The sequence below is a fragment of the Streptomyces sp. NPDC087310 genome, assembly GCF_044744405.1.
In the GTDB taxonomy this organism is placed as follows: Bacteria; Actinomycetota; Actinomycetes; order Streptomycetales; family Streptomycetaceae; genus Streptomyces.
On the sequence record NZ_JBIUYF010000002.1, the window covers coordinates 221773 to 245493 of the forward strand.

At 71.6% G+C, this 23721-nt stretch carries 18 protein-coding genes; 1 reads left to right on the forward strand and 17 read right to left on the reverse strand.

Annotated features, from left to right (window positions below; all coding sequences use genetic code 11):
- Position 1: 1 nt before the first annotated feature.
- Positions 2–1420 (forward strand): OFA family MFS transporter, encoded by a 1419-nt coding sequence (locus tag ACIO3P_RS07060; RefSeq protein WP_401848671.1) that lies wholly within the window; start codon positions 2–4, stop codon positions 1418–1420.
- Positions 1421–1502: 82 nt separating this feature from the next.
- On the opposite strand, the gene ACIO3P_RS07065 is transcribed toward ACIO3P_RS07060, so the two are convergent.
- The 17 genes from ACIO3P_RS07065 to ACIO3P_RS07145 all read right to left on the reverse strand — a co-directional run bounded on the left by ACIO3P_RS07065 (position 1503) and on the right by ACIO3P_RS07145 (position 23632).
- Positions 1503–2558, reverse strand: coding sequence for a sugar phosphate isomerase/epimerase family protein (locus ACIO3P_RS07065; protein ID WP_401848669.1), 1056 nt, complete (start codon positions 2556–2558; stop codon positions 1503–1505).
- Between the two features lie 17 nt (positions 2559–2575).
- The gene (locus tag ACIO3P_RS07070) at positions 2576–4006 is read right to left on the reverse strand and encodes a nucleotide pyrophosphatase/phosphodiesterase family protein (RefSeq protein WP_329827800.1); all 1431 of its coding nucleotides are present in this window, start codon (positions 4004–4006) and stop codon (positions 2576–2578) included.
- Positions 4003–5172, reverse strand: coding sequence for a metabolite traffic protein EboE (eboE, locus tag ACIO3P_RS07075; protein WP_329827801.1), 1170 nt, complete (start codon positions 5170–5172; stop codon positions 4003–4005). The genes ACIO3P_RS07070 and eboE overlap by 4 nt, the downstream gene beginning before the upstream one ends.
- A gap of 4 nt (positions 5173–5176) precedes the next feature.
- Entirely contained in the window at positions 5177–6025 is an 849-nt protein-coding gene (locus tag ACIO3P_RS07080; RefSeq protein WP_401848668.1) for a TatD family hydrolase, read from the reverse strand.
- The gene (locus ACIO3P_RS07085) at positions 6025–6627 is read right to left on the reverse strand and encodes an EboA domain-containing protein (protein WP_329827804.1); all 603 of its coding nucleotides are present in this window, start codon (positions 6625–6627) and stop codon (positions 6025–6027) included. Before ACIO3P_RS07085 ends, ACIO3P_RS07080 begins: the two co-directional genes overlap by 1 nt.
- Positions 6624–7469, reverse strand: a complete 846-nt coding sequence (locus ACIO3P_RS07090; RefSeq protein WP_401848666.1) for a sugar phosphate isomerase/epimerase family protein — start codon at positions 7467–7469, stop codon at positions 6624–6626. Before ACIO3P_RS07090 ends, ACIO3P_RS07085 begins: the two co-directional genes overlap by 4 nt.
- Positions 7466–8440 (reverse strand): SCO3242 family prenyltransferase, encoded by a 975-nt coding sequence (locus ACIO3P_RS07095; protein ID WP_401848663.1) that lies wholly within the window; start codon positions 8438–8440, stop codon positions 7466–7468. Before ACIO3P_RS07095 ends, ACIO3P_RS07090 begins: the two co-directional genes overlap by 4 nt.
- A complete protein-coding gene (locus tag ACIO3P_RS07100) occupies positions 8437–9591 on the reverse strand; it encodes an inositol-3-phosphate synthase (RefSeq protein ID WP_329827808.1) in 1155 nt (384 codons plus the stop codon). The genes ACIO3P_RS07095 and ACIO3P_RS07100 overlap by 4 nt, the downstream gene beginning before the upstream one ends.
- A gap of 151 nt (positions 9592–9742) precedes the next feature.
- On the reverse strand, positions 9743–13447 hold the full coding sequence (locus tag ACIO3P_RS07105) for a ThuA domain-containing protein (RefSeq protein ID WP_329827809.1): 3705 nt from the start codon (positions 13445–13447) through the stop codon (positions 9743–9745).
- Positions 13448–13838: 391 nt separating this feature from the next.
- Complete coding sequence (locus ACIO3P_RS07110; protein ID WP_329827810.1) at positions 13839–14843, reverse strand: sugar phosphate isomerase/epimerase family protein; 1005 nt, start codon at positions 14841–14843, stop codon at positions 13839–13841.
- Between the two features lie 43 nt (positions 14844–14886).
- Complete coding sequence (locus ACIO3P_RS07115; RefSeq protein WP_329827811.1) at positions 14887–16131, reverse strand: Gfo/Idh/MocA family oxidoreductase; 1245 nt, start codon at positions 16129–16131, stop codon at positions 14887–14889.
- A 109-nt stretch (positions 16132–16240) separates the two neighbouring features.
- Positions 16241–17281, reverse strand: coding sequence for a substrate-binding domain-containing protein (locus tag ACIO3P_RS07120; protein WP_329827812.1), 1041 nt, complete (start codon positions 17279–17281; stop codon positions 16241–16243).
- A gap of 57 nt (positions 17282–17338) precedes the next feature.
- The gene (locus ACIO3P_RS07125; RefSeq protein WP_401848662.1) at positions 17339–18490 is read right to left on the reverse strand and encodes an ABC transporter permease; all 1152 of its coding nucleotides are present in this window, start codon (positions 18488–18490) and stop codon (positions 17339–17341) included.
- A complete protein-coding gene (locus ACIO3P_RS07130) occupies positions 18487–20031 on the reverse strand; it encodes a sugar ABC transporter ATP-binding protein (protein ID WP_329827813.1) in 1545 nt (514 codons plus the stop codon). The genes ACIO3P_RS07125 and ACIO3P_RS07130 overlap by 4 nt, the downstream gene beginning before the upstream one ends.
- A gap of 383 nt (positions 20032–20414) precedes the next feature.
- Positions 20415–21599, reverse strand: coding sequence for an ROK family transcriptional regulator (locus ACIO3P_RS07135; protein WP_329827814.1), 1185 nt, complete (start codon positions 21597–21599; stop codon positions 20415–20417).
- A gap of 280 nt (positions 21600–21879) precedes the next feature.
- Positions 21880–22557, reverse strand: a complete 678-nt coding sequence (locus tag ACIO3P_RS07140; RefSeq protein WP_329827816.1) for a GntR family transcriptional regulator — start codon at positions 22555–22557, stop codon at positions 21880–21882.
- Positions 22558–22684: 127 nt separating this feature from the next.
- Positions 22685–23632 (reverse strand): beta-ketoacyl-ACP synthase III, encoded by a 948-nt coding sequence (locus tag ACIO3P_RS07145; RefSeq protein ID WP_329827817.1) that lies wholly within the window; start codon positions 23630–23632, stop codon positions 22685–22687.
- Positions 23633–23721: the final 89 nt, after the last annotated feature.

The window sequence follows — 23721 nt, forward strand, 5'->3', positions numbered from 1 at the left end:
AATGACCACGGAACCACTCTCGGGGACGTCCTCGTCGGCCACCGCCGGCGCGGACTACCGCGAGATCACCGACGCCCATGGCCGTGTCTACCGGATCGGCGAGTCCGACCGGCAGATCCTCGGCCTCCCCCGCTGGACGATGGTGGCCCTGCCCTGGCTCGCCATGCTCGCCATCAGTGTCTTCGAGTACGCCTTCGGGGCGGCCGAGGAGACCCTGTCCAGGGCACATCACTGGACCTCGACGAACACCTTCTGGGTGCTGAGCGTCTGGATCTTCTTCCAGGCGGCGGTGTCCTTCCCCGCCGGACGGTTACGGGAGAAGGGCATCCTGAGCAGCAGAGCGGCCATGCTGATCGGCTCGTTCTGCTCGCTGCTCGGATTCGTCAGTCTCAGCCACGCGCCGAACTTCTGGTTCGCGCTGACCGGTTTCGGACTGCTGGGCGGGCTCGGCTCCGGACTGATCTACTCGACCTGCGTGAACATGGTCGGCAAGTGGTACCCCGAACGGCGGGGCGGCAAGACGGGCCTGGTCAACGGCGCGTTCGCCTACGGCGCCGTACCGTTCGTCTTCCTCTTCACGTACGGCTTCGACACCTCCAACTTCCACACCGTGCTGGACCTGGTCGGTGTGTACGTGCTGGTGCTGACGCTGGTGTCGGGGCTGTTCTTCAAGGATCCGCCGAAGAACTGGTGGCCCGAGGAGGTGGACCCGCTGCACCGCTCCGGGGACACCAAGTCGTCGCTGGCCCTGGCCAAGAACCCGCCGGCGGTGAAGCAGTACACACCGCAGGAGGCGTTACGGACCGGGGTCGTGCCCCTGATGTGGCTGTGCATGCTGTGCTGCGCGGGTGTCTCGATCTTCGGGATCTCGTTCCAGGTTCCGTTCGCCAAGGAGATGGGGTTCGGCCCGCTGATCGCGGCGTCGTCCATGGGGCTGATGTCGGTGATCAACGGTACGGGGCGGGGTGTGGTCGGCTGGCTCTCCGACAAGCTGGGCCGGCGGCCGACACTGACGTACGTGTGTCTGGTGCTGGCCGTGGCACAGTTCGGTGTGCTGTGGGCGGGTGAGATCCGCAGCCAGACGCTGTTCCTCGTCTTCGCCTTCCTGTCCGGCTTCGGCGGCGGGGCGTTCTATCCGCTGTTCGCGGCGCTGGTCCCGGACTACTTCGGGGAGAACTACAACGCGTCGAACTACGGGATGGTGTACAGCGCGAAGCTGGTCAGCGGGTTGTTCGGCGGCGGGATGGGGGCGGTCGTGGTCGCCTCGTGGGGGTACGTCGGCGCCTACCTGGCGTCCGGTGTGGTCTCCCTGATCGCCGCGGGACTGTCGCTGGCCCTGCGTCAGCCGGGCGGCCCGCACGGCGGGCGGCGCCCGGTACGGCTGCCCCGGGCGCGGCAGCCGGGACAGGCGACCGCCTGACCACGGACGGACCGACGGCCCTCCCCGCTGCGCTGTACGAGCCGCGCGGAGGGCCGCCGTATGTCCTTATGGGGTGCGGAGGTTACCGCTTCTCGCGCAGCGAGTGGAGATGGGCCGAGGACTTGCGGGCGAACGCGAGGGAGTCCACCGGCTGGTCGTGCTCCACCTGCCAGTGGTGGCCGCGCCGGCCGCCGTGGGTCCTGTTGACCGCCGAGATGAAGCGCTGGTAGTCGATGTCACCGTCACCGACGTCCACCATCCGGTAGCCGTCCCGGGCCGCGATGTCCTCGATGCCGTCCTTCACGTGGAAGAGCGGGTAGCGGTGGGGCTGCTTGAGGACGTACCGCAGCGGGTCGAAGGGGGCGGGCCTGCCCTCGGGGGTTTTGCTGAAGCGGAACTGCCCCGCGTACGCCCAGTAGATGTCCATCTCCAGATAGACCAGGCTCGGGTCGGTCTCGGCGAGCAGGACGTCGTAGAGCCGTACATTGGGCCGGTCGGTGGCGAAGGAGAACTCCTCCGCGTGGTTGTGCTGGTAGAACTTCATGCCGCGCCGCTTGGCCGCCGCGCCGTAGGCGTTGAAGTCGGCGGCCGCCCGCTTCCAGGCGTCGACGGTCGATCCGTACCGGAAGGGCCCTGAGGCGGTGCCTATGTGGTCCAGGCCGAGTTCCTGGGCGTCGTCCAGGACCTTGGTGAGGTTCTGGGCGAAGCTGTAGGCGTTGGGGTTGCTGTCGTCGGCGTAGTTGACATGGCTGCCGATGGGCTTGAGGCCGTGGTCCCTGGCCAGTCTCCTGAGCTGCGGCAGGGTGATGGCGCCGGCGCTGCCCTGGGTGTAGCCCGCGAACTCGATCTCGTCGTAGCCGAAGCGCTCCAGCTCGTCGAAGACCTTGGCGAAGCCGATCGTGGACACCTTGTCACGCAGGGAGTAGAGCTGGATGCCGAGCCGTCCCGGCGGCAGGACGGGCTGTCCCTTGCCGTGGCCGTGGCCGGGCCGGTGGCCCGGGCCGTGGGCGGCGGCCGGGGTGGCGGCGGCCGAGGCGCCGACCACCGCCGCCGCGGTGGCTCCGGCGGCGACACCGAGCATGCCGCGCCGGCTGAGCTGGTGCGCGAGTTCGGGGTCTGCTGACGTCTTGCGGCTCATGAACGGAACTCCTTCGGTCAGTGCAGTCCGGCAAGGTGGAGGAGGAGGCTCTTCACCTCGGTGGCCGCGACGCGGTCACCGACGGCGTCGGGGGTGGAGCAGAGGATGAGCGGACCTTCGTCGTCGCTCGCGGGGAGGCGGCCGTGGCTGCCGCGGATGGGGGAAGGATCGAGGGGGACGACCGCGAGCCGGTAGCGCATCCCGAGCTTCTTGCGGGCGATCGCCTTGGCCGCCTTGAGGCGTACGTACGGATCGAGCGGGTCCATGAACAGCTCGACGGGGTCGTAGCCGGGCTTGCGGTGGATCTCCACGAGCTGCGCGAAGTCGGGCGCCCGGTCGTCGTCCAGCCAGTAGTAGTACGTGAACCAGGCGTCGGGTTCCGCGACGGCCACCAGCTCGCCGGAGCGGGGGTGGTCCAGACCGTGCGCCTTCTTGCCCTCGTCGTCGAGGAGTTCGTCGATGCCTTCGAGGTCGCTGAGCGCCTCGCGGGTCGCCTCCAGGTCCTCGGGGCGGCGTACGTAGACATGCGCGAGCTGGTGGTCCGAGACGGCGAAGGCGCGGGAGGCCATGGTGTCCAGGTACTCCATGCCGTCCTGGGTGTGGACCTCCAGCAGCCCGGCCCTGCGCAGCGCGCGGTTGATGTCGACGGGCCGGGAGACCCGGGTGATGCCGTACTCGGAGAGCGCCACGACGGTACGGCCCTCGGCCTTCGCGTCAGCCAGCAACGGGGCGAGCGCGGCGTCGAGTTCGGCGGCGGCCCGGTGCGAGCGGGGGTCGTCGGGGCCGTAGCGCTGGAGGTCGTAGTCGAGGTGCGGGAGGTAGCAGAGCGCGAGATCGGGGTGGCGGGTCGCAAGGATGTGGCGGGTCGCGTCCACGATCCACTGGGAGGAGACCAGGTCGGCGCCGGGCCCCCAGAAGTGGAAGAGGGGGAACGTGCCGAGTTTCTCGGTGAGTTCGTCGTGGAGCGCGGGCGGCCGGGTGTAGCAGTCGGGCTCCTTGCGGCCGTCGGCGTAGTAGACGGGGCGCGGGGTGACGGTGTAGTCGGTGTCCGCGCCCATCGCGTACCACCAGCAGATGTTGGCGACGGTGTAGCCGGGGTGGGCGCGGCGGGCCGCGTCCCAGAGCTTGTCGCCGGAGACGAGGCCGTTGTGCTGGCGCCAGAGCAGGACGTCGCCCAGCTCGCGGAAGTACCAGCCGTTGCCGACGATGCCGTGCTCGGCGGGGAGGGTGCCGGTGAGGAAGGTGGACTGCGCGCTGCAGGTGACGGCCGGCAGCACGGTGGTCAGCGGCGCTCGCGAACCGGCCCCGGCGAGTTCGGTCAAGTGCGGCATGTGGCGCAGCAGTCGCGGGGTGAGGCCGACGACGTCCAGGACCAGCAGCGGGGTCGGGCGCGCGGCCGGGGTGCCGGCCCGCTCTTCGGCCGGGGGCCCGGCCTGGGTGTCGCTCATGGCAGCTCCTTGAGGCCGAGGTCGACCAGCAGGTCCCTGGCCAGGGTGAGTTCGGCGGCGATGCCCTCGGCGAGCCGGCCGCGTGTGCGGGGCCGCAGCTCCGGCGGGAGCGCCTGCCAGGTGTACGTCTCGACCTCCAGATGGCGGGTGCGCGGCTCGGCCCCGCCGACGAGCCGGCCCAGCGCCTCCTGGAGCACGGGGAGGGTGGAGGTGAGCGGCGGGGCGGGCGGGGCGTGCAGCGGTACGTGGAAGTGGGCGCGCCAGGGCGCCCCTTCGGGCAGCGACCCGCCGGCCAGCGCCTCGTCCAGGTCGTCGGTGCCACGCAGTCCGGCGGCGGTGCTGGTGCGGGTCTGGTGGAGGAAGCGGGGTTCGTCGAAGGCCCGCAGGGCCTCCCGTACCTCGGGCAGGTGCGGGTGCTCGGCGTGCAGGGCGGCGGAGAGCTGCGCCTTGGGGATGGGGATGCGGGCGGCGTCGAGCGCGTCGAAGGCGACGGCCGGGTCCTCGAAGGAGGTGGCGAGATGGCAGGTGTCGACGCAGATGCCGATGCGGTCGCCGGTGAGCGCGGAGAGCGGGCCGATCGCGTCGGCGGTGGTCTCCACGATGCAGCCGGGTTCCGGCTCCAGGGCGATCCTGATGGACTTGCCGGTCAGCTCCTCCAGGGCGTCGAGGCGTCCGGCGAGGGTGGTGAGCGCCGTGTGGGCGGTACGGTCCGCGGTGTCGTCCCAGGCGGTGCGCCAGCCGAGCGGCAGGGTGGAGACGGAGCCCTCGGTGACGTCGTCGGGCAGCAGCGCGGCCAGCAGCCTGGCCAGGTCGGCGGTGTGGGAGAGCCGCTCGGGGTGGGCCCAGTCGGGCTGGTAGACCCGGTACTTGACCTCCTCGGCGCCGAAGCCCTCGTACGGGAAGCCGTTGAGGGTGACGACCTCCAGGCCGCGCCGGTCGAGTTCGGCGCGCAGTCCGCGCAGCACGACCGGGTCGTTGATCAGGGCCTGGGCGGCGTCCTTGGCGAGCCAGAGGCCGATGCCGAGCCGGTCGCGGCCGAGGCGTTTGCGTACCGGCTCGCAGTGGTCGCGCAGTTGGGCGAGGACGCCGTCGAGGGTCTCTGCGGGGTGGACGTTGGTGCAGTACGCGAGGTGGACGGTGGAGCCGTCGGGGTGGCGGAAGCGCATCGGATCACTCCCCGCCGCGCAGCACGGAGTTGCCCTCGTGGAGGGCTTCCGGTGCGGGGACGTCGAGCTGGAGCCGGCCGCTGAGTCCGTAGAAGGCGACGGGGTTGCGCCACAGGACGAGGTCGACGTCGTCGGCGTCGAATCCGGCCGCGAGCATGGCGTCCGCGACCTTGCGGGTCTTGAGGGGGTCGCTGTTGCCCCAGTCGGCGGCCGAGTTGACGAGGACCTTCTCCGTGCCGTGCTCCTTGAGCACGGCGACCATCCGGTCCTCGTCCATCTTGGTGTCCGGGTAGATGGAGAAGCCGAGCCAACTGCCGCTCTCGGCAGCCTCCTTGACGGTCGTCTCGTTGAGATGGTCGAGCAGGACCCGGTCCGGGTGCAGGGCGGATTCCCGTACGACGTCGATGGTGCGGCGCAGCCCGACGAGCTTGTCGCGGTGCGGGGTGTGGACGAGGGCGGGCAGTCCGTGGTCGGCGGCGAGCTGGAGCTGTGCGGCGAGCGCGGTGTCCTCGGCCGGGGTCATGGAGTCGTAGCCGATCTCGCCGACGGCGACGACGCCGTCCTTGACGAGATAGCGGGGCAGTTCGTCCAGGACCGGGACGCAGCGCGGATCGCCCGCCTCCTTGGGGTTGAGGGCGAGGGTGCAGTGGTGGGCGATGCCGTACTGGGCGGCGCGGAACGGCTCCCAGCCGAGCAGGGCGTCGAAGTAGTCGTAGAAGCTGGCGGGCGAGGTACGGGGCTGGCCGAGCCAGAAGGACGGCTCCACCAGGGCGCGTACCCCGGCGGCGTACATCGCCCGGTAGTCGTCCGTGGTGCGGGACGTCATATGGATGTGGGGGTCGAAGATACGCATCAGGACTCCTCGCCGGTCAGTTCGAGCGCACGGTGCAGGTCGGCGGGTACGGGGCGGCCGGCGGCGGCGCGCTCGGCGGCGAAGTCGCGGAGCATACGGGCCAGTTCGGCGTCCCCGTGGGCGCGTACGGCCAGGTCGGCGACGGTGTCGAGCGCCACTCCGGTAAAGAGGCACTTGAGGACGGCGTGCCGCCAGCCGTGGGCGTCGAGATGGGCGGCGGCGTACGGGCCGACGGCCGCCGCGACGAGCCGGGTGTCATTGGTCCGCAGCGCGTCCTCGACCAGGGGCAGCGCGCCCGGTCCGGTGACGCGCTCGGGCAGGGCGAGCAGGACGGCGCGGCGCTCGGCGGCGGTGCCCCGCTGGTAGAGCCGGGTGAGGGTGGCCGTGGTGGCTCCGGCCCGCCGGAGCAGCAGGGTGCGGACGGTGTCGGCGTGGTCCTGGCCGCAGTGGCGCCCGGCGGCGGCGAAGCGCAGCTCCCAGGGGGCGGCAACGTTGTCGTCGTCGCGCCCGGCGGCGGCGGTCGCCTCGGCCAGCGCCGCGTCGAGCCAGGAGACGGCGTCGGGGGCGATCAGGCCCGCCAGTTCCGCGTGGCTGTGCGTCATGCGCGTACCCCCGGCCCGCGGAGGAACTCGATGGACGTACGGGCGAGTTCGGGCCCGGCGTGGGAGTGGCGGGGCAACTCCACGACGGTCAGGCCCTGGTAGCCGGTGGCGGCGAGCGCTTCGAGCACGGGCGGGAAGTCGATCTCACCGTCGCCGAACGGCAGATGCTCGTGGACACCGCGTCGCATGTCCTCGATCTGGACGTGCCGCAGCCAGGGCGCGGCGTCCCGTACGCAGTCGGCGGGCGACGCGGCCTCCAGACACTGGCAGTGGCCGATGTCGAGGGTGAGTCCGAGCTGGTCGGGGTCTCCGAGGCGGTGTCTGAGCTGGTGGAAACCGGCGAGGTCCCCGACGAGGTGACCGGGTTCGGGCTCGATCGCGAGCGGGATGTCGGCGGCTTCGGCGGCGTCGAGCACGGGCCCCATCGCCTCTTCGAGCCGCTTCCAGGCGGTGTCGGGGTCCGTACCGTCCGGGGTGACGCCGCTGAAACAGTGCACGGCGTGGGCGCCGAGGTCGGCGGCGACCCGCACGGCGGTGACGAGCAGCCCGGTCCTGGCGGCGCGGCCCTCGGGGTCGGGGTCGAGCAGGGTGGGGCCGTGTTTGCGGCGCGGGTCGAGGACGTAGCGGGCGCCGGTCTCGACGGTGACGTCGAGCCCGAGTTCCGCGAGCCGGCCGGCGACGCGGCGGGTACGGGCGGCCAGTTCGGGCGCCATCGGGTCGAGATGCATGTGGTCGAGGGTGAGCCCGACGCCGTCGTAGCCGAGGTCGGCGAGGAGGCCGAGGGCGTCGTCCAGCCGCAGATCGGTGAGCCCGTTGGTGCCGTATCCGAGACGCAGACTCATGTGGGGCTCACTTTCCGTGCGACGGTGCGGGCCAGCGGTACCAGCCCCATGACTCCCAGCGCCACCCCGACCGCCCCGCCGCGCGCGGCCAGCGCGCCCTGGAGCGGGATCATGGCCCGGATCCCGCCGCCGACGGCACGCTGGGTGAGCGCGGGGGACGGGTTGAGGGCGGCGTGCAGCAGGGGCCGCCCGGCGGTCCCCGCGTAGACGGCGGCGAGGGTGGCGGCGAGCGCGTGGCGGGCCGTCCGGCCGGGGGCCTGGGCCGCCGGGGCGCCGGGGCCGGCCGGTGGCGGGCGGCGGCCGAGCAGCGCCCCCACCGTCCCGGTCACCGCGAGCGCGGCGAGCGGCAGCGCGGTCGAGCCGCCCTGCGTCTCGCGGCGCGAGACGGTGGTGACGGCGGCGGTGTGCGCGCCGAGGACGGCGGCGGCGGGCAGCGCGGCGCGTACTGAGCTCCGGGCGGTGTGGCCGGCGCTCCCGGAGCTCCCGGAAGCCGCCGACGCACTCGCCGTCGCGCCGAGCAGCAGGTCCAGGGAGCGGGCCGCGCCCATCGCCGCCGGGCCCGCCGGGGTGTGCTTGAGGTGCAGGTCGTACGACCAGACCGTGGCCGCCAGCGCCGTACCCACCGCCAGCGAGGGCCGGCCCGCGCGGGCGGCGAGTGCCAGGCCCGCGGCGGTCAGGGTCCCGGCCGCGGCGAGGGCGGCCGGCGGGGAGATCCGGCCCGAGGGGATCGGGCGGTGCGGGCGGTCGATCGCGTCCTCCTCGCGGTCGGCCCAGTCGTTGAGCGCCATGCCCGCCTCGTACAGGCAGAGCGAGGCGCCCACGGCGAGCGCGGTGGCCCGTCCCGGCCGTACGCCGAGCGCCGCCGCGCCCGCGAGCCCGTCGCCGACCACGGTGAACAGGGCGGAGACCCGCAGCAGTTCGGCCCAGGCCCCGAGCCGGCCGGCACCCGGGCCGGTGGCGCGAGCGCTCATCCGGACTCCCCCAGCCGTCCCGCGAAGGAGAGCAGCGCCTCGAACTGTTCGGCGAGCGCGGCGGGGCCGCCGTCCGGGTCCTTGAAGTAGAAGCCGAGTTCGGGCAGCGGGCCGCTCAGCCCGGTCTCGTGGGCGCGGGCCACGAGGCGGGCCAGGTCGAGGACGAGCGGCGCGGCGAGCGCCGAGTCGCACCCCTGCCAGATGGTCTGGAGGATCATCCGCGAGCCGAGGAAGCCGTCGAAGGCGATGTGGTCCCAGGCGGTCTTCCAGTCGCCGAGCGCCGGAACGTCGTCGATGTGGACCTCGCCCTCGGGCGAGGCGCCCAGGGTGTCGGTGAGGACGCGCTCCTTGCCCGCGTTCTTGGCCGCCGCCGCTGCCGGGTCGGCCAGCGCCGCTCCGTCCCCGCCGCCCAGCAGGTTCGTACCGGACCACGCCCGTACGGTCAGGGCCCGCTGGACGAACATGGGTGCGAGTACGGAACGGAGCAGCGTCTGGCCTGTCTTGCCGTCACGGCCCGCGTGGGGAAGTCCGCGGGCCGCCGCGGCGGCGGTGAGGGCCGTGGTGCGCAGCCCGGTCGAGGGGGTGAAGTTGACGTACGGGCAGCCTGCCCGTACCGCCGCCGCCGCGTAGAGCGAACTCGGGGGCAGGCGTGGGTCGTCCGGGTCCGGTTCGGCCTCGGTGGAGGAGACGTTGACGACGACGGTGCGGCTGACGCCGGTGCGCCGCGCGAAGTCGGTGAGGTCGTCGGCGAAGCCGGCGATGATCTCGTGGTCGCTCCTGGTGTCGCCGGGCTGGGGGCCGCCGGCCCGTATCTCCCGGTCGGCCGCGGTGAGTTCGGTGTGGATCGCGGCGGTCAGCCCGTGCGGCAGGACGCCGGCCGCGGTCAGCGCCTCCGCGCGTTTGGGGAGCGGGCAGCTCGCCGTGTCGTGTCCGCCGAAGACGAGCGAGGACAGGGCGGGCAGCCCGGCCGCGGCGAAGGGCGCGGTCTCGGTGACCATGCCCGTCGGGGGATGGAGCCCCGCGGTGACGGCCGCGCACCCCGCGACGGCTGTGGTGGCGACGGAGCCGCGGGCCCCGACGAACCAGACTCCGGTGCGTACGGCGGCCCCGGCCGTCCCCGCTGCTGTCGATTCCGTACCGGTCGTGGTCACGGGCTGCCTCCTTGCGGTGGTGCGATGGGGTGGTGGTGCTCTGCGGCGGTGGTGTGGCGGTGGTGCTGTGGGTGGTGCTGCTGTGGGGTGGTGGACGGCGGGCGGGGGGTACGGCGCCTCCCCGCCCGCCGCCGGCCGGCGGGCCCGCCCGTCAGGACGAGGGCAGTTCCTTGAGCTGGATGTCGCGGAACGACACCTGGTCGTCGGCCCCGTGGTTCTGGAGCCCTATGTAACCGTTCTTCAGGCTGCGCGCCGGATCCGTGTTGGTGAAGTCGTTGATCTTCACCCCGTTGAGGAAGATCTGGAGCCGCTCACCCTGGACCTTGATCTCGTAGTTGTTCCACTGGCCCGGCGGGCGCAGCACCCGGTCCCTGGCCTTGAGGTCGGCGGACTTGAAGCCGTAGACCGAGCCGGTGGTGCGGTCGGGGGTGTCGGTGGCGTCGATCTGCACCTCGTACCCGTTGTTCACCGCGGACCAGGGGTCCTCGGAGGCCGGGAAGCCCACGAAGACACCGGAGTTGTCGTCCCCGGCCATCTTCCAGTCCAGCTTCAGGGAGTACGAGCCGAGCTCCTTGGCCTGGTACCAGAGCAGCCCCATGCCGCCCTCCGAGCGCAGTTCGCCGTCCACGACGTCGAACTTGCCGGGGCCCGCCTGCTTCCACCCTTCGAGGGTCTTGCCGTTGAAGAGGGAGCGGTAGCCGGTCCTCGGCTTGCAGTCGGCCTTGACCTGTCCGGCCGCGTACCGCAGTCCGCCGAGCAGGTGCTCCCGGAAGGGCGCCTCGGCGTACGACTCCTTCGTGTGGCCGCCGCCGGTGTAGAAGGACCGGCCGCCCTCGTAGGTCTGGCACCAGGCGATCGGGTGGTCGCCCTTCATGGTGCCGCCCTGGTAGGTGGTCTCGTCCAGGGTGGCCAGCACACGGGCCTGATCGCGCGGGTTCGTGCGGTAGTTGTACCACTCGTCGGTGCGCTGCCACTCGTCGTCCAGGTGCGCGGTGGCCGGGTGGTCGTGGTCCTCGACCCGTACGGTGGCGGGCTGGATCGCCGGGTGCGATGCGAAGTAGGCGCCGACGAGGCCGCCGTAGAACTCCCACTCGTACTCGGTGTCCGCCGCGGCGTGCACGCCCATGTAGCCGCCGCCGGTGGCGACGTAGTTCTCGAACGCCTTCTGCTGGTCGGCACTGAGCACGTCACCGGTGGTGGAGAGGAAGACCACCGCGTCGTACCGGGCCAGGTTGTTGGTGGTGAACTGGCCCGCCTCCTCGGTGGCGTCCACGGTGATCCCGGTGGTCTTTCCCAGCTCCTTGAGGGCGGTGACGCCCTCGGCGATCGAGTCATGACGGAATCCGGCGGTCTTGGAGAAGACCAGGACCCGCTTCTCGGTCTTGCCGGGCACGGCGTCGGAGAGCTGGAAGTCGTCCACGTCGAAGAGCGCGCCCGAGCCGCCCTTGAAGACCAGGAAGAGTTCGGTGGTCTTCTTCGGTACGGAACGCAGCGGTACGTCGATGTCCTGGAAGGTCTCCCAGCCTCCGGTGACCGGGATCGGCGCGGAGCCGAGCAGGTTGCCGGTGGCGGAGCCGGTCCGTACCTCCAGGAAGCCGCCGGCGCCGCCGGAGGAGATCCGGGCGGTGAGCGTCTTCGACCCGGTCAGGTTGTACGGCTTGAAGGAGATCCAGTCGCCGTTGTCGATGTCGCCGACGGTCTTGCCGCCGTTGGCCGGGGCCTTCTCGTAGACCGTGACACCGGAGGAGTTGTTGAAGTGCTCGGCCTGCCGGTGGCGCGGCTGGAGCTGCGCCTGGTCGTGGGTGGTGAGCGCGGCCTGGCCGCCGCCCCCGCCGTCGGTGTACTCGGCGTCGATCACACCGAAGATGTTGGCGTTGGGGTCGTGCTCGGTGTCGGCGGGCGCGGTGATGGTGCCTTCGCAGCCGTTGGCGGAGGTGATCGGGTGGCCGTGGCTGTCATGGCCCAGGATGTAGCGGACGACGACCTTGGAGCAGTCGATCGTGCCGTCCTCCGGGTCGGTGACCTTCACCTTGAAGGGGATCTTGTCCCCGAAGTTGAAGAGGTGTCCGTCCGAGGGGAGTTCGAGGGTCACCTTGGGCGCGGTGTTGCCGACGACCACGCGTACGGAGGCGGTGGCGGTGCGCTCCGTCGGGTCGGTGACGGTGAGCCGCGCGGTGTACGTTCCGTTCTTCCGGTACGTGTGGGCCGGGTTGGCGGCGGTGGAGGTGGCCCCGTCGCCGAAGTCCCAGGCGTAGCTGAGCGCGTCGCCGTCGGGGTCCTGGGTGCCGGCCGAGGAGAACGTGACCTTCAGCGGGGTGGTGCCGGAGGTCTTGCTCGCGGCGGCCACGGCGATGGGCGACTTGCCGCCGGTGGAGTTCTCGATGCGGTAGAGCGCGGAGTGCTCGTCGCCGCCGAACCAGGAGAGGCCGTAGTCGAGCACGTAGAGCGCACCGTCCGGGCCGAAGGCCGAGTCCATGACCTGGGTGCCGGTCCACGGGAACGGGTTGATCTTCTCGACCGTGCCGTCGTCACCCTGCTCGATCCGCTTGATCCACTGGCGGCCGAACTCGGTGGCGAAGAAGTCGCCGTCGTACTCCTCGGGGAACTTCACCGGGGAGTCGAGGTCCGCGTCGTAGCGGTAGACGGGGCCGGCCATCGGGGACTCGGAGCCGGTGCCGAACTCGGGCACACTGCTGCCGTCGTAGTCGATCCAGGCGGGCTGGGCGGGCGGCAGATCGGTGATCCCGGTGTTGTTCCGCGAGGTGTTCTTCGGCGCGGCGCAGTCGAAGGCGGCGCCGGACTCCTTGGTGCCGAAGTCGTAGTCGACGAACGGCTCGTTCTTGCCGACGCAGTACGGCCAGCCGTAGTTGCCGGGCTTGGTGACCCGCGCGAACTCCACCATGCCGGCCGGGCCCCTGGCCGGGGAGGCGGCGCCCGCGTCGGGGCCGTAGTCGCCCACGTACACGACGCCGGTCTGCTGGTCGACGGATATCCGGAACGGGTTGCGGAAGCCCATGGCGTAGATCTCGGGGCGGGTCTTCTCGGTGCCCGGGGCGAAGAGGTTGCCCTCGGGGACGGTGTACGAGCCGTCCTCGGCGACCTTGATGCGCAGGAGCTTGCCGCGCAGGTCGTTGGTGTTGCCCGCGCTGCGCTGGGCGTCGAACGCCGGGTTGCGGTCGGCCCGTTCGTCGATCGGGGTGTAGCCGTCGGAGGCGAACGGGTTGGTGTCGTCGCCGGTCGACAGGAACAGGTTGCCGTCGGCGTCGAAGGCGATGTCGCCGCCGACGTGGCAGCAGGTGCCGCGGGAGGCGGCGACGTCGAGGACCTTCTTCTCGCTCGCCTTGTCCAGCGTGCCGTCCTCGTTCAGCGTGAAGCGCGAGAGCCGGTTGATGCCGTCGAAGGGCGCGAAGTCGGCGGGCGTCCCGTTCTCGGGGGCGTCACCGGCCGGGGTGTCCAGCTCGGGCGCGTAGTACAGGTAGATCGCCCGGTTCTCGGCGAATCCGGGGTCCACGCCGACGCCCTGGAGCCCTTCCTCGTCGTGGTTGTACACGTCGAGGGTGCCGGAGACCATGGTGTCGCCGCCGGCGTCGGTGAGGCGCAGGGTCCCGTCGCGCGAGGTGTGCAGGACGCGGCGGTCCGGGAGGACGGCGAGCGACATGGGCTCGCCCACCTCGTCGGCGCCCTTGGCGAGGGTCACCTGCTGGAAGCTCTCCTCCGCCGCCGCCGACGGCCCTGCCCCCGCGGCGGACGCGGGTACGGCGCTCAGGCTCGACCCGGCGAGCAGGGCGCCCGTCAGGAGTGCGAGGAGGTTTCTGGCTCGGGGGTGCTGGCCGGCTCGGGGGCGTTTTCTGTGCACGAAAGTCCTCCACAGTGGGCTGTTCGTACCTGCGGGGTGCCGGGAGAGCGCGGTCCCTCGCGCTCTCGCCTCCTCAGGGGGTGCTCGTCCGGCACCGGGTCCCCGTGGAGGTGGCTGTGTCACCGACGTGCGCCGTCACATCGGGGACCACCGTTTTGCTGTGTCATGTCGTGTCATGTCGCACGCGCTACGTTGTTCTGTACAACTCAATCGTCATGGACGGTAGCCGGGTTCGTCCCGTACGGAAAGACCTTGCGCACGGGTGAAGTTGAACTTCTTCCAGCTTCTGGACAAAGCGCCCGCCGGGCAGGCCGGACCGCCCGGCGGCGGCTCGCGCCACCGGGCGCCCGGAATGTGCGGTACGGGGCGGACCCCGTACCCCCTGCCGGAGCTACTCGCCGCCCCCGAAGGCCGCGTCGAACGACGCGGTCGGCGGGTCGAAGTCGAAGCGCTTCAGACCGGCGAGGGCTTCGGGCGCCCCGGCCAGCCGGTCCATGCCCGCGTCCTCCCACTCGACGGAGACGGGCCCCTCGTACCCGATCGACCGCAGCATCCGGAAGACGTCCTCCCACGGCACGTCGCCGTGCCCGGCCGAGACGAAGTCCCAGCCGCGCCGCGGGTCGCCCCAGGGCAGATGGGAACCGAGGCGCCCGTTGCGGCCGTCGAGGCGCTTGCGCGCCTCCTTGCAGTCGACGTGGTAGATCCGGTCGCGGAAGTCGTAGAGGAAGTTGACCGGGTCCAGGTCCTGCCAGACGAAGTGGCTCGGGTCGAAGTTCAGCCCGAACGCGGGACGGTGGTCCACCGCCTTCAGCGCCTCGTGCGTGGTCCAGTAGTCGTACGCGATCTCGCTCGGGTGGACCTCGTGCGCGAAGCGGACGCCCTCGGCGTCGAAGACGTCCAGGATCGGGTTCCACCGCTCCGCGAAGTCCTCGTACCCCCGCTCGATCATGCCGGGCGGCACGGGCGGGAACATCGCGACGAGATGCCAGATCGAGGAGCCGGTGAAGCCGACGACCGTGTCGACACCGAAGGCCGCCGCGGCCCTGGCGGTGTCCTGGATCTCCGCGGCGGCGCGCCGCCTGACGCCCTCGGGCTCGCCGTCGCCCCAGATCCGGGACGGCAGGATGCCCTGATGGCGCTCGTCGATCGGGTGGTCGCAGACAGCCTGGCCGACGAGGTGGTTGGAGATCGCCCAGCACTTCAGCCCGTACTTGTCGAGCAGTTGGTGGCGGCCTGCCAGATACGCGGGGTCGGCGAGGGCCTTGTCGACCTCGAAGTGGTCGCCCCAGCAGGCGAGTTCCAGGCCGTCGTAGCCGAAGTCACGGGCGAGCCGGCACACCTCCTCCAGGGGCAGATCGGCCCACTGGCCGGTGAAGAGTGTGAACGGACGTGGCATTCGGACCTCCTTCTGGGAATTCCCGGACCCTCCGGGAACGCTGTTACGCCGGTGCCGGTGCCTCGCCCGGCAACGCCGCCGCCTGCGGTACGGGCGTGTACGCGGCGTTCTTCGCCGCGCTGTCCTCCACCGCGGCGAGCACCCGCTGCACCTGAAGCCCGTCCTCGAACGACGGCACCGGGTCGCGCCCGGCGGCGACCGCCTCGACCAGGTCGCGCACCTGGTGCACGAACGTGTGCTCGTACCCCAGCGCGTGGCCCGGCGGCCACCACGCCTCCAGATAGGGATGCTCCGGCTCCGTGACCAGGATCCGGCGGAAGCCCGACGAGGCCGCGGGCTCGGTGTGGTCGTGGAACGACAGCTCGTTCAGCCGCTCCAGGTCGAAGGCGAGCGAGCCGCGCTCGCCGTTGATCTCCAGGCGGAGCGCGTTCTTGCGGCCCGAGGCCATCCGGGTCGCCTCGAAGGAGGCCAGCGCGCCCGAGGCCAGCCGCCCGGTGAACACCACCGCGTCGTCGACGGTCACCGCACCGGTCGCGGTCCCTCCGGTCCCGGACAGACCGGCGGTCGCGCCGCTGAGGACGGGCCGCTCCTTGACGAAGGTCTCGGTGAGCGCCGAGACCCCCACCAGCGCCTCCCCCGTCAGGAACTGCGCCAGATCGACGATGTGCGCGCCCAGGTCGCCCAGCGCCCCCGACCCGGCGTGCTCACGCTTGAGCCGCCAGGTCAGCGGGGCCGCCGGATCGGCCAGCCAGTCCTGGAGGTAGGTGACCCGTACATGGCGCAGCGTGCCGAGCCGGCCCTCCTCGATGAGCTTCCTGGCGTACGAGACGGCCGGCACTCTGCGGTAGTTGAAGCCGACCATGGCGAGCTGGCCCCGGGAGCGCGCGGCCCGCGCCGCCCGGACCATCGCCTCGGCCTCGGCCACCGAGTTGGCGAGGGGCTTCTCGCACAGGACGTGCTTGCCCGCCTCCAGCGCGGCGATCGCGATCTCCGCATGGCTGTCCCCCGGTGTGCAGATGTCGACCACCCGCACATCGTCGCGCGCGATCAGCTCCCGCCACTCCGTTTCGGCGGCTGCCCAGCCGTGTTTCTGCGCGGCGGCCCGCACGGCGGTCCGGTCCCGGCCGCAGATCGCGGCGAGCACGGGCCGCATCGGCAGGTCGAAGACGTGTCCCGCGGTGCGCCACCCCTGCGAGTGGGCGGCGCCCATGAACGCGTATCCGATCATGCCGATGCCGAGTGTCGGCGGTGCACCGGCTGCTTGCTCCGCCGCTTCCCTGGGGGTCATCGGAGTACTCCTCGTCTCTCGCTCGGTGGGGGGTGGCCCGGTGCCGCCCGTACCTCTCTCCGGCACGGGCGGGTCCGGTCCGGGCCCTGGCCTAATGCCGAGAGGGGCACTAGTTGAAGCCCGTGGGCAGGTACTGGTCGACGTTGTCCTTGTCGACCACGGCCGAGTAGAGGGTGACGGAAGCCGGGATCTCCAGCTCCGCCATTCCGCTGATGCCCTTGGCGTTGCCCAGGGCGCGGGCCAGGTCGATGGCGGAGGCGGCCATCGTGGGCGGGTAGAGAACGGTGGCCTTGAGCACACTGTTGTCGGCCTTGATCGCGTCCATCGCCGACTTGGCCCCGGCGCCGCCCACCATCAGGAAGTCCTTGCGGCCCGCCTGCTGGATGGCGCGCAGGGCGCCCACGCCCTGGTCGTCGTCGTGGTTCCACAGCGCGTCGAAGGAGGACTGCGCCTGGAGGAGCTGGGCCATCTTCGCCTGGCCCGACTCGACGGTGAAGTCGGCGGCCTGGCGGGCGACCTTCTTGATGTTCGGGTAGTTCTTCAGCGCGTCGTCGAACCCCTTGCTGCGCTGCTGGGTCAGCTCCAGGCTGTCGACCCCGGCCAACTCGATGACCTTGGCGTTCGGCTTGTCCTTGAGCCGCTGGCCGATGTAGTTGCCGGCGCTGACGCCCATGCCGTAGTTGTCGCCGCCGATGTAGGCGCGGTACGCCTGCGGGTTGGAGAAGATCCGGTCGAGGTTGATGACCGGGATCCCGGCGCGCATGGCCTTCAGGCCGACCTGGGTGAGGGCCTTGCCGTCGGCCGGCAGGATCACCAGGACGTCGACCTTCTTGTTGATGAGCGTCTCGACCTGGCCGATCTGCGCGGCGATGTCGTTGGAGCCCTCGGTGATGTCGAGGGTGATCTCCGAGTACTTCTTCGCCCGCGCCTTGGCCTGCTCGTTGATCGCGTTGAGCCAGCCGTGGTCGGCCTGGGGGCCGGCGAAGCCGATGGTGAGGGCCTTGCCGGGCTTGTCGTCGGCGGCGGGCACGTTCTCCGCCGCCGTCTCCTTGCTCGCGGCGGGCTCGTTGCTGGTACAGGCGGTGAGGAGGGCGCCCGCGGAGACGGCGGCGGTGCCGAACAGGAGTCCTCTGCGGCTGGTTTCTGGCATGGCGGTTCAACCCTTCGGATAGGGCGGTACGACGGTGAGCGGGTACGAGGCGGGAGGTCAGACCTCGCCGTTGCGCGCGGTGCGGCGCTGGACCAGTACGGCGGCGACGATGATGGCGCCCTTGGCGATCTGCTGGACGTCGCTCTGGAGGTTGTTCAGAGCGAAGATGTTGGTGATCGTGGTGAAGACGAGGACCCCGAGGACGGAGCCGACGATGGTGCCGCGGCCCCCGCTGAGGAGCGTGCCGCCGATGATCGCCGCGGCGATGGCGTCCAGCTCGTACAGGTTTCCGTTGGTGTTCTGCCCCGAGCCCGCCAGGATGATCAGCAGGAAGGCCGCGATGCCGCAGCACAGTCCGGAGAGCAGGTAGAGGTAGAGCCGCTGCCTGCGCACGTCGATCCCGGCGAGCCGGGCGGCCTCCGCGTTGCCGCCGACGGCGACGGTGCGCCGGCCGAAGGTCGTACGGTTCAGAATCAGCCAGCCGATGACGGTGACGAGGGCGAAGACCAGGACGAGCGGCGGGATCCCCAGGATGTACGCGTCGGGGACCCCGAGGTCGAGGACCGGGTCCACGGTGACGATCTGGGTCTTGCCGTCGGTGATCTGGAGCGCGAGGCCCCGGGCGGAGGCGAGCATCGCGAGGGTCGCGATGAACGGCACCATCCCGCCGTACGCGATCAGCACCCCGTTGACCAGGCCGCAGCCGAGCCCGACGATCACCGCGGTGAAGAGGATCCCGGCGAACCCGTACTCCTGGGTGGCCAGGGTCGTCGCCCAGACCGAGGCGAGGGCGACGATCGCGCCGACCGACAGGTCGATACCGCCGCTGGTGATCACGAAGGTCATGCCGACGGTGACCACACCGATGACCGACGCCTGGGTCAGCACCAGTTGGAGGTTGTTGGTGTCGAGGAACTGGTCGGGCTTGGTGATGCCGCCGACGACGATCAGCGCGGCGAGCACCCCGAGCAGCGAGAGGTTACGGACATCGAGGCGCATCCCGAGGGCGCGCCAACCACCGTTGCCCTGAGGTGTCTTGGCGGCCTGAGCGGCCTTGGTGGCGGGGGCCGTGGCGGCCGTGCCGTTGGCAGGCCCGGCCGGTTCGGCCAGTGAGGTGTGCGAGGCGGTCGAGGTGTGCGCGGCGGGCGGCCCGGACGCGGGGGCGTCTTCGGGCCCGCCCCGCCGTTCCTCGGAGGCGGGCTGTGTCATGGCGTCGGACTCCCTTCCATCACAAGATCGAGTACACGGTGCTCGTCGAGCTCCTGGGCCGGCGCCCGGTGGACGACCCGGCCCTCCCGGAGCACCAGCACCCGGTCGGCGAGGCCCAGTACCTCGGGGACCTCGCTGGAGACGAGCAGGACGGCCAGGCCCTCGTCGGCCAGCCGGCGGATCACGGCGTACAGCTCGGCGCGGGCGCCCACGTCGACCCCGCGCGTCGGCTCGTCGAGCAGCAGCACCCGGCAGCCGCGCAGCAGCCAGCGGGCGAGGACCGCCTTCTGCTGGTTGCCGCCGGAGAGGGTACGGATACGGGCGTCCGGGTTGTCGGGGCGCAGGGAGAGTTCCCTGGTGGCGCTCTGCGCGGCGGTGCGCTCGGCGGTGTGGTCGAGCCAGCCGCCCCGGGAGAAGCGGGCCAGCGACGACACCGACACGTTGCGGGTGACCGATTCGAGCATCAGCAGGCCCTGGGCCTTGCGCTCCTCGGGGGCGAGCCCGAGCCCCGCGCGGACGGCGGCGCGCACACTGCCGGGGCGCAGCGGTACGCCGTCGACCAGGACCCGGCCCGCGCTCGGCCGGCGCGCCCCGTAGATGGTCTCCAGGATCTCGGAGCGCCCGGAGCCGACGAGGCCGGCGAGCCCGACGATCTCCCCGGGCCGCAGTTCGAGGTCGACGGGGGCGAACTCCCCTTCCCTGGCGAGCCCTTCGACCCGCAGCACGGGCTCGGGGCGCGGGACGCCGTCCGCCGTACCGGAGTCGGCGGGCCGCTCGGGGAAGACGTACTCGACGTTCCGGCCGGTCATCAGCGCGACGACCTCGCGGGTCGGGGTCTCCTTGGCGGGCAGCGCGACGGCGACGGTGCGGCCGTCCTTGATGACGGTGACCCGGTCGCCGATGCGGCGGATCTCCTCCAGCCGGTGGGAGATGTAGATGACAGCGACCCCGTCGGCGGTGAGGGTGCCGACGATACGGAAGAGGTTGTCGACCTCGTCGGGGTCGAGGGCCGCGGACGGCTCGTCCATCACGATGAGCCGTACCTCGTGGGAGAGGGCGCGGGCCATGGAGACGATCTGCTGCTGGGCGGCGGAGAGCGAGCCGACGGCGCGGGTGGCCTGGATCTCGGGGTGGCCGAGACGGGCCAGCAGCGCGGTCGCCCTGGTCCGCGCCTCGCGGCCCCTGACCACGAATCCGGCGGTGGTGGGCTCGTGCCCGAGGAAGATGTTCTCGGCGACCGACAGCCCTTCCACCAGGTCGAGTTCCTGGTAGATGGTCGCGATGCCGAGCCGCATGGCGGCGATGGGCGACTTGAGGGTGACCGTCTCGCCCTGCCAGGTGATCACACCACCGTCGGGCTGGTGGGCCCCGGCGAGCGTCTTGATGAGGGTGGACTTGCCGGCGCCGTTCTGGCCGAGCAGACAGTGCACCTCACCCGCCTCGACCTCCAGGTCCACCCCGTCGAGGGCGCGGACACCGGGGAACGTCTTCGTGATGCCGGACATGGTGAGCAGCGGGGGCGGTGGTGGAGCTGGTGCCATGGCGAAATCCCCTCGGCGGATGGCGGCCCGATCCACGGGGCGCGGCGGCCCACGGGCAGGGTGCGGCGGAGCTGATTGCTGTGGTGTACGGACGTCGTGTCGTACGGGTGCGGTGTGGCGCGGCTCGTGCGAGTGGTGCGGCTCTGACGGCTCGTGCGGCTCGGTGCGCGGTGCGTCTCGGTGCGTCTCGGTGCGTCTCGGTGCGGTGGTACGGCTCGTGCGGTGGTACGGGTGACGCGCGATGGTGCCGGTGGTGCCGGTGGTACGGGTGGCTCGATGGTGCCGGTGTGCGGGTGGCGCGGCTCTTCCGGTGGGACCGCGGTCCCTGGCGGTACGGAGGTGGTGCGGGGTGGTGCGGGCGGATCAGTGGTGCTGCACCGGCGTCAGGCCGGTGAGAACAGGTGGTCGCTGATGAGCCGGGCCGCGCCGGTGACCCCGGCGGTCGGTCCCAACTCGCCCAGGACGATGGGGAGGTTGCCGGTGGCCAGCGGCAGGGACTGCCGGTAGACCTGGGTCCTTACGCTGGCCAGCAGGGTGTGGCCGAGACCGGTCACCCCGCCGCCTATCACCACAAGGCCCGGGTTGAAGAAGCTGACGAGCCCGGCGATGACCTGGCCGACGCGGTTGCCGCCCTCGCGGATGAGCTGGAGCGCGGCCGGGTCTCCCGCCGCCGCGGCGGCGGCGACGTCCACGGCGGTGAGCGGTCCCCCCGACTCCTCCAGACGGGCGGCCAGTTCGGGCGAGTGGCCGGTCCGGGCCGCGTCCTCCGCGTCCCGGGCGAGCGCGGCGCCGCTGAAGTACGCCTCCAGGCACCCCTTGTTGCCGCAGGCACAGGGGCGTCCGTCCGCCTCGACCTGGATGTGGCCGATGTCGCCGGCGCTGCCGGTCGTTCCCCGGTAGACGTCGCCGCCGACCACGATGCCGCAGCCGATGCCCGTACCGATCTTGACGCAGAGGAAGTCGCCCACGGAGCGTGCGACGCCCGCGTGCTGCTCCCCCATCGCCATCAGGTTCACGTCGTTGTCGACCATGACCGGGCAGCCCAGCTCCTGGCTGAGCGCCTCCCGTACGGGGAAGCCGTCCCAGCCGGGCATGATCGGCGGTGCGACGGGAACGCCCTCGGGGAAGCGGACCGGGCCCGGCACCCCTATGCCCGCGCCGTCGAACTCGTCGGCCAGGCCGCTGACCTTGAGCTTGGCGGCCATGACGAGGACCTGCTCGAAGACGGCGACGGGGCCCTCGCGGACGTCCATCGGGTGGTTGAGATGGCCCAGGACCTCCAACTCGGCGTTGGTGACGGCCACATCGATGGAGGTGGCGCCGATGTCGACACCGAGGAAGCGCATGGCGGGCGCCAGCCGGATGTTGTGGGAGCGCCGGCCGCCGCGCGAGGCGGCGAGTCCGTCGGCCACCACGAGGCCGGTCTCCAGCAGCCGGTCCACCTCGACGGCGAGCTTGGAGCGCGAGAGGTCGACCTGATCCCCGAGCTGGGCGCGGGAGTTGGGTCCGCCGTCGCGCAACAGCCGGAGCAGTCGCGCCTGGTGAGCGTTTGCGGGTCGTGCGGTCATCCGTCTCACGCGCCCCTCCCCGCCTTCTCGGCCGTATGCGTCGGTGTGTGCGGCCGGGCCGTCCGTGAACCGGTGTGCCGCGCTTTCGAGGGAACGTAGCAGCGCTTGCCCGCAGGGGGAAGAAGTTGCGCGTGAATCCGTACCAACTTTCTCCACACCGAGGACAAAGCCGGGGCGGACACCGTCCGGATCCGGACAGCACGACGGCCGTCACACTGATCGCGTGTGACGGCCGGGAAGGTTCGGGGAGTTCGGCGCGCCGCGGTGGCGGCGGCCGGGGTCAGGAGCGTTCGCGCTGGTGGTACGTGGTGCGGGTGTGCTCCGTGTGCGCCTTCATGATCTCGGTGGCGCGGCCCTCGTCCCGTGCGGAGATCGCGGCGATCAGCTCGCGGTGTTCGATCCAGGACTGCTTGCCGCGCTGCCGGGCGACCGGGGTGTAGTACCAGCGGACCCGGCGGTCGACCTGTGCGGCCAGCTCGGCCAGGACGAGGTTGCCCGCCAGCTCCATCACCTTGGCGTGGAAGGCGGCGTTGGTGGCGACCGCCAGGTCCACGTCGTCGTCCGCCACGGCGCGCTCCCCCCGGGCGCACAGCTCCTCCAGCGCGGCGATCCCCGCCGTACCGGAGTTGGCGGCGGCGAGCCGGGCGGCGTCCGCCTCCAGCAGCGTACGGACCGAGAGGAGCTGGTCGGCCTCCTCCTCGGTCGGTTCGTGGACGAACGCGCCCTGCGCCGGGCGGAGATCGACCCAGCCCTCGGTGTTGAGGCGCTGGAGCGCCTCACGCACCGGCTGCCTCGACACCCCGAGGTGGCCCGCGAGTTCACTCTCGACGAGATGCTGGCCCGGCTGGAGCGCCCGGGTCGTTATCAGTTCGAGCAGGGCCTCGTAGACGCGCTCCCGCAGTGGACCCGGTCGTTCGAGCTTGGGCACGGATCCCTGCGCCAACTTCGCGGACAGCATCGCGGTCCCCCTCCTGGCCGGCAGTGTCGATGACGGTGGAGACAGCCCGTGGCGGAGCGCCCGCACCTGGAATGTGAGGGCGTCACCACATTGGCTATCGTCTACAGTCTACCGAGATCCGCCGGGTTCATGGGCAGCGGATGACCTGACCCGCGTAGGAGAGATTGCCTCCGAAGCCGAAGAGCAGTGCGGGAGCCCCGGACGGGACCTCCCCGCGCGCCACGAGCTTGGAGAGCGCCATCGGGATCGAGGCGGCGGACGTGTTGCCCGATTCCACGACATCCCGGGCGATGACCGCGTTGACCGCGCCGATCTTCTGCGCGACGGGCTCGATGATCCGCAGGTTCGCCTGGTGCAGCACGACGGCGCCCAGCTCCTCGGGCGCCACGCCTGCGCGCTCGCAGACCTTGCGGGCGATCGGCGGGAGCTGGGTGGTCGCCCAGCGGTAGACGGACTGGCCCTCCTGCGCGAAGACGGGCGGGGTGCCCTCGATCCGTACCGCGTGCCCCATCTCGGGCACCGAGCCCCAGAGCACCGGGCCGATCCCCGGCTCCTCGCCGGGCTCGGTCGCCACGACCACGGCCGCGCCGGCGCCGTCCCCGAGCAGGACGCACGTCGTGCGGTCCGTCCAGTCGGCGACGGCGGCCATCTCGTCCGCGCCGATGACCAGCACACGGGAGGCGGAGCCCGCCCGTACGGCGTGGTCGGCGGTGGCGAGGGCGTGGGTGAAGCCCGCGCACACCACATTCAGGTCCATGACGGCCGGTGACCCCATGGAGAGCCGGGCGGCGACCCGCGCGGCGGTGTTCGGCGACCGGTCGATCGCCGTGGATGTGGCGACCAGCACCATGTCGATGTCGGCCGGGGTGAGACCGGCCGCGGCGAGCGCCTTGGCACCCGCGTGCGCGGCCAGCTCGTCCACCGGTTCGTCGGGACCCGCCACGTGACGGGTCTTGATCCCGACCCGGCTGGTGATCCACTCGTCACTGGTGTCGACCATCGCCGCCAGGTCGTGGTTGGTGAGCACTTTGGCGGGCTGATAGTGCCCCAGCGCGGCGATACGAGTTCCGGTCATACTCCGGACCCCCTCTTCGTCGACGTACAGGAATGCTCCAGTCTCGTCAGCGACTCACCGGTAAGGGTGCAGGGGAATCAACAGGATTC